Consider the following 6,551-nt stretch of genomic DNA (forward strand, 5'->3'; position numbering starts at 1 on the left):
CCTTCAGCAAGGGCGTGGTGGTGCCGGAGCTGGCCTACTTCGCCTTCCAGTGCGCCTTCGCGGCAATCACCTGCGGGCTGATCATCGGTGCCTTCGCCGAGCGCGCCAAGTTCTCGGCCGTGCTGGTGTTCGTGGTGCTGTGGTTCACCTTCTCGTACATCCCGATGGCCCACATGGTCTGGTTCTGGCCCGGTCCGGACGGCTTCACCGACGCGGCAGCCGCGACGGCTGCCACCGCCAAGTCCGGCTGGCTGTTCCAGAAGGGCGCGCTGGACTTCGCCGGCGGTACCGTGGTGCACATCAATGCGGCCGTGGCCGGCCTGGTGGGTGCCTTCATGTTCGGCAAGCGTATCGGCTTCGGCCGCGAGGCGCTCCGTCCGCACAGCCTGACCTTCACCATGGTGGGCGCTTCGCTGCTGTGGTTCGGCTGGTTCGGCTTCAACGCCGGCTCGGCGCTGGAAGCCAACGGCTCGGCTGCGCTGGCCTTCGTCAACACGCTGCTGGCGACCTGCGCGGCAGTGCTGTCCTGGACCTTCGGCGAGTGGATCAGCAAGGGCAAGCCGTCGATGCTGGGCGGTGCCTCGGGTGCCGTGGCCGGCCTGGTGGCGATCACCCCGGCGGCCGGCTTCGTCGGCCCGATGGGTTCGATCGTGATCGGTATCGCCGCTGGCCTGCTGTGCCTGTGGGGCGTGACCGGCCTGAAGAAGCTGCTGGGCATGGATGACTCGCTGGACGTGTTCGGCGTGCATGGCGTGGGCGGCATCCTGGGCGCGCTGCTGACCGGTGTGTTCGCATCCCCGAGCCTGGGCGGCACGGGCATCTATGACTACGTGGCCAACAAGGTGGCCGACGATTACTCGATCGCCGGCCAGGTTTGGATCCAGTTCGAAGGCGTGCTGACCACCATCGTGTGGTCCGGCGTGGTGGCCTTCGTCGCCTACAAGCTGGTGGATATGCTGATCGGCCTGCGGGTGCCGGAAGAAGAAGAGCGCGAGGGTCTGGACATCACCTCGCACGGCGAGACCGCGTATGAAGCCTGATCGCAGAGGAGTTGTGCTGGAGAGCTGATTGGGAATCTTCTCTCAGGAGTTTCGCCCGGCCTTGTGCCGGGCTTTTTTCGTTGTGATGCCGGTATCGTGATGGCATCTGCGACGAAATAGCCTGCATCGTTCGGCACCGGCGCGCCGCGGCGCCTTGGGCACACTGCCGGCATGGACTTTTCGCCAGGTGCTTAAATCCGATCTTAAAAAGCTTCAATTGTTTTAGGAGGGCAGCGCACATACAGTGCGAGTGAGGCAGTTTCCTCCACCTGCAGAACGCTCCCCGTATCTGTCAGGCCATTTGAAAGCGCGACACTGTCGCGCTTTTTTTTTGCCTCGCCGGCCGCCGCGCCTGGCCCGGGCGCCGATTTGCGCATGTCGCCGGGGCGCCTGCCAGGCGCCCCTTTTAATCCACGCCGGCATCCCCATATCCTTCTTCCTCTAGCCGGCGCTCGCATATGCTTATTCTGGTAGCGCCAGCAGCCAATTGGCCGTTCCTCTACAATCTGGGCGAACGATAAAGACGATCAATAGGATGTATATGGTCCCGCATCTCATCACCGCGCTGAACGGTCCGCTGCTCGAGCTGGAAAAAAAGATCCTGGACGCGACGCCGTCCATCGAGCGCTGGTTCAGGCTGGAATGGCAGGAACATACGCCTCCGTTCTACTGCTCGGTCGATCTGCGCAATGCCGGCTTCAAGCTCGCGCCGGTCGACACCAACCTGTTCCCGGGCGGTTTCAACAACCTAGCGCCTGAAATGCTGCCGCTGGCGGTGCAGGCGGCCATGGCCGCGATCGAGAAGATCTGTCCGGATGCCAAGAACCTGCTGCTGATCCCCGAGCGTCACACGCGCAACATGTTCTATCTGCAGAACGTGGCGCGCCTGTCGCTGATCATGCGCCAGGCCGGACTCAATGTCCGGCTGGGCTCGCTGTCCGAGGACATCACCGAACCCACCCCGATCGATCTGCCCGACGGCCAGACGCTGGTGGTCGAGCCGCTGGCGCGGCTGGGCGCGCGCGGACGCCGCCTGGGGCTGAAGGATTTCGATCCCTGTTCGATCCTGCTCAACAACGATCTCTCGGCCGGCATCCCGCCGATCCTGGAGAACATCAACGAGCAGTACCTGCTGCCGCCGCTGCACGCGGGCTGGTCGACGCGGCGCAAGACCAGCCACTTCGCCGCCTACGACGAGGTGGCCAAGAAGTTCGCCAAGCTGATCGACATCGATCAAGGCCTCGAGGTCAACGACGTCATCATCCAGGAAGGCGTGCACACCTTCGAGAAGGTCAACGAGGCGGTGGCCGAGCCGGTGGTGTACATGATCGACCGCTATGTGGTCGGCGGCTTCTACCGCGTCCATACCGGCCGCGGCAACGACGAGAACCTGAATGCGCCGGGCATGCACTTCGTGCCGCTGGCGTTTGCGCCGAACGGCATTCCGGACAGTCATGCCAAGCCTGGCGCGGCGGTGCCGAACCGGTTCTATATGTACGGCGTGGTGGCGCGGCTGGCCTTGCTGGCTGCCTCACTGGAACTCGAGAAGACCGACCCCAATCCGATTCTGTGAGGCGGCGCTGCCGTGTGGCAGCGCCTTGACGTGCCGCGCGCTGCGCGCGGCCCCTGCGATCCGGGACGAGCCAACATGCGCATTCTGTTTATTACCGACCCGCTGGACACCTTCAAGACCTACAAGGACTCCACCTACGCCATGATGGTGGAGGCGGCCGAGCGCGGCCACGAGCTGTTTGCCTGCCTGCAGTCGCAGCTCTCGCTGTCGGCGCACCGGGTCGAGGCCGTGGTGCGCCCGCTGCAGCTGACCGGCGATGCGCATGACTGGTATCGCGCCGGCGAGCCCGCCCTGCATCCGCTGACGGGCTTCGACGCCGTCCTGATGCGCAAGGACCCGCCGTTCGACATGGAATACGTGACCAGCACCTGGCTGCTGGAGCTGGCCGAGTCGCATGGCGCCAATGTGTTCAACAAGCCGCAGGCGGTGCGCGACTTTTCCGAGAAGCTGGCGATCGCGAAGTATCCCCAGTTCACCACGCCTACCCTGGTCACGCGCGATGCCGACCGCATCCGCGAGTTCCACGCCGAGCACCGCGACGTCATCCTCAAGCCGCTCGACGGCATGGGCGGCATGGGGATCTTCCGGGTCGGCGCGGATGGCCTCAACCTCGGTTCCATCATCGAGACGCTGGGCGAGAACGGCGCGCGCACGCTGATGGCGCAACGCTATATCCCCGAGATCAAGGACGGCGACAAGCGCATCCTGCTGATCGGCGGCAAGCCGGTGCCATACTCGCTGGCGCGCATCCCCAAGGATGGCGAAGTGCGCGGCAACCTGGCCGCGGGCGGCACGGGGCGGGCGCAGCCGCTTTCGCAGCGGGACCGCGAGATCGCCGAGGCGCTGGCGCCGGGCCTGTGGGAGCGCGGCCTGCTGCTGGTCGGGCTGGACGCGATCGGCGACTACCTCACCGAAGTCAATGTGACGAGTCCGACCTGTTTCCAGGAAATCACGCAGCAGACCGGCTTCCAGGTGGCCGCCATGTTCATCGACGCGCTGGAGCAGGCGGTACAGGCCCGCGCGGGCTAAGCCGGTGCGAAGTCAGCCGCGGCTGACTTCGCCGGCTGGAGTGCCTGCTACAATCGCGTCAATCCAACGGATTCACCACCATGGCAGGCATTCTGATCATCGCGCACGCCCCGCTGGCTTCGGCATTGCGCGACTGCGCCGCCCACGTCTACTGTGGCCAGCCGCAACGGCTCGAAGCGATCGACGTCACGCCGGACGCCGAGCCGGCCGCCGTGCTGGCCGAAGCCCGGCGCCGTCTCGCCGAGATCTGCGAAGAGAACGGTGCGCTGGTGCTGACCGATATCTTTGGCGCGACGCCGGCCAATATCGCGGCCCGGCTCGCCGAGCCGGGCCGCGTCAAGGTACTCGCCGGCGTCAACCTTCCCATGCTGGTGCGCGCCATCTGCTACCGTACCGAGAAGCTCGACCAGCTCGCCCTCAAGGCCCTGGCCGGCGGCTCGCAGGGGGTATTGCAGGTAGGCTCCACCACTGTCCAGAACCAGATCGCTAATCATCCCGACAAATATGCTGCAGAGGGACACCAACATCATCAATAAGCTCGGGCTGCACGCCCGCGCATCCGCCAAGCTGACGCAATTGGCCGGCAACTTCGTGAGTCAGGTCAAGATGTCGCGCAACGGCCGGCAGGTCGACGCCAAGAGCATCATGGGCGTGATGATGCTGGCCGCCGGCATTGGCTCGACCGTGACCATCGAGACCGACGGTCCCGACGAGCAGGAGGCGATGGACGCGCTGCTGGCGCTGATCGCCAACCGCTTCGGCGAGGGAGAATAAGGGCCGGCCCAGGATGAGTGCGGCGGCACCGTCCGCCATGGCGCGCCCGGCCGGGGCCGCCTTGCCGCATCCTGCGACGGCTCTCGAGGCTGCTGGCCACGGCCAGACTTCTTAAACGTTCCTGACGGAGCGGTACATGCCATTTGCCCTGCACGGCATCCCGGTCTCGCGCGGCGTCGCCATCGGCCGCGCGCATTTGCTCGCGCCTGCCGCGCTCGATGTCTCCCATTACCTGGTCGATGAAGACCGGCTCGACGACGAGGTCGAGCGCCTGCGCTCCGCGCGCGCGGTGGTGCGGGCCGAACTGGCCGCGCTCAAGCGCGACCTGCCGCGCGAGGCGCCGGAGGAAATGGGCGCCTTCCTCGACGTGCACGCGATGATCCTCGACGACGAGGCGCTTGCGCGCGAACCCGAGGCGCTGATCCGCAACCGCCGCTACAACGCCGAATGGGCGCTGACCACGCGGCTCGAAGAACTGATGCGGCAGTTCGACGAAATCGAAGACGAATACCTGCGCGAGCGCAAGGCGGACATCCGCCAGGTGGTCGAGCGCCTTCTCAAGGTGCTGGCCGGCGCGGCGATGCTGGCGCCGGCCCCGGCGCCGCCTTCCACGCTCGCCCCCGACGGCGAGCCCGCGCCGGGCGTGATCGTGGTCGCGCACGATATCTCGCCGGCCGACATGCTGCAGTTCCGCCATACCGTGTTCCATGGCTTCGTGACCGACCTGGGCGGGCGCACCTCGCACACCGCCATCGTGGCGCGCAGCCTGGACATCCCCGCCGCCGTGGGCGTGCAGAGCGCGAGCGAGCTGATCCGCCAGGACGACTGGGTGATCATCGACGGCGACGCCGGCCTGGTGATCGTCGACCCGTCGGCCATCATCCTCGAGGAATACCGCCACCGCCAGAGCGAGCGGGCCCTGGAGAAGAAGCGCCTGCAGCGCCTGCGCCATACGCCGGCGGTGACGCTGGACGGGCTCGAGATCGACCTGCTGGCCAATATCGAGATGGCGGAAGACGCCAGCGCGGCGCTCACTGCCGGTGCCGTCGGGGTGGGGCTGTTCCGTTCGGAATTCCTCTTTATGAACCGGCGCGGCGAACTGCCCGACGAGGAGGAGCAGTTCCATGCCTACCGCGGCGCCGTGGATGCCATGCACGGCCTGCCGGTCACCATCCGCACCATCGATATCGGCGCCGACAAGCCCCTGGACGGACGCGACGGGCGGGGCGACGATTTCGAGACCGCGCTGAATCCCGCCCTGGGCTTGCGCGCGATCCGCTGGTCGCTGTCGGAACCGGCGATGTTCCTGACCCAGCTGCGGGCGTTGTTGCGTGCCTCGGCCTTCGGGCCGGTGCGCCTGCTGATCCCGATGCTGGCGCACGCGCGCGAGATCGACCAGACCCTGGACCTGATCGCCCAGGCCAAGCGCCAGCTCGACGCGCGCGGCCAGGCTTTCGACCCGAACATCAAGGTCGGGGCCATGATCGAGATTCCGGCAGCCGTGCTGATGCTGCCGCTGTTCCTGCGCCGCATGGATTTCCTCTCGATCGGCACCAACGACCTGATCCAGTACACGCTGGCCATCGACCGTGCCGACAACGCCGTGGCGCATCTGTACGACCCGCTGCACCCGGCGGTGCTGCAGCTGATTGCCCGCACCATCCGCGAGGCCAACCGCGCCGGCGTGCCCGTGGCGGTGTGCGGCGAGATGGCGGGCGACCCCGCCATGACCCGGCTGCTGCTGGGCATGGGGCTGCGCGAATTCTCCATGCATCCTTCGCAGCTGCTGCGGGTCAAGCAGGAAGTCCTGCATGCCGACTGCCAGCGGCTGGAGCGGCTGGTGGAGCAGGTCCTGTGTGCCTACGAGCCGGAGGAACTGGCCTGCGCGCTGAAGCAGCTGTGACGGCTCGGACAACCCTGATGTGGTTGGGGTTTTTGCCTCGGATCCGGCACCGTGATTGGGGGTAATCCGTCACTTTTCGGCGGGAGTGTGACGACCCCCGCATGCCGGAAACTGGTGCAAAGTGGCGCTCTCCTGGCATGTACCCTTTGTGCCTTAATGGGAATTGTTATCATTTTCGATCTCTGATATTCTGGCGTACATCGAGGGTGACATGCCGGTGTCACCCCTGCCC

6 protein-coding genes are annotated in these 6,551 nt (G+C 66.2%); all 6 read left to right on the forward strand.

Annotation, left to right across the window (positions count from 1 at the left end; translation table 11 throughout):
• On the forward strand, positions 1 to 1,040 hold a 1,040-nt coding region (locus AC1DO7_RS39615), incomplete at its 5' end, for an ammonium transporter (RefSeq protein ID WP_477117443.1).
• 541 nt (positions 1,041 to 1,581) lie between these two features.
• Positions 1,582 to 2,613 (forward strand): glutamate--cysteine ligase, encoded by a 1,032-nt coding sequence (gene gshA / locus AC1DO7_RS39620; protein ID WP_477117444.1) that lies wholly within the window; start codon positions 1,582 to 1,584, stop codon positions 2,611 to 2,613.
• A gap of 75 nt (positions 2,614 to 2,688) precedes the next feature.
• Positions 2,689 to 3,642, forward strand: coding sequence for a glutathione synthase (gene gshB / locus AC1DO7_RS39625; RefSeq protein WP_441613767.1), 954 nt, complete (start codon positions 2,689 to 2,691; stop codon positions 3,640 to 3,642).
• A gap of 80 nt (positions 3,643 to 3,722) precedes the next feature.
• Positions 3,723 to 4,178, forward strand: a complete 456-nt coding sequence (locus tag AC1DO7_RS39630) for a PTS sugar transporter subunit IIA (protein ID WP_441613766.1) — start codon at positions 3,723 to 3,725, stop codon at positions 4,176 to 4,178.
• Positions 4,147 to 4,416 (forward strand): HPr family phosphocarrier protein, encoded by a 270-nt coding sequence (locus tag AC1DO7_RS39635; protein ID WP_035861002.1) that lies wholly within the window; start codon positions 4,147 to 4,149, stop codon positions 4,414 to 4,416. The genes AC1DO7_RS39630 and AC1DO7_RS39635 overlap by 32 nt, the downstream gene beginning before the upstream one ends.
• A gap of 136 nt (positions 4,417 to 4,552) precedes the next feature.
• Positions 4,553 to 6,319, forward strand: coding sequence for a phosphoenolpyruvate--protein phosphotransferase (gene ptsP, locus AC1DO7_RS39640; protein WP_441613765.1), 1,767 nt, complete (start codon positions 4,553 to 4,555; stop codon positions 6,317 to 6,319).
• Positions 6,320 to 6,551 lie beyond the last annotated feature (232 nt).

Source organism: Cupriavidus sp. 05N40, from assembly GCF_056397305.1.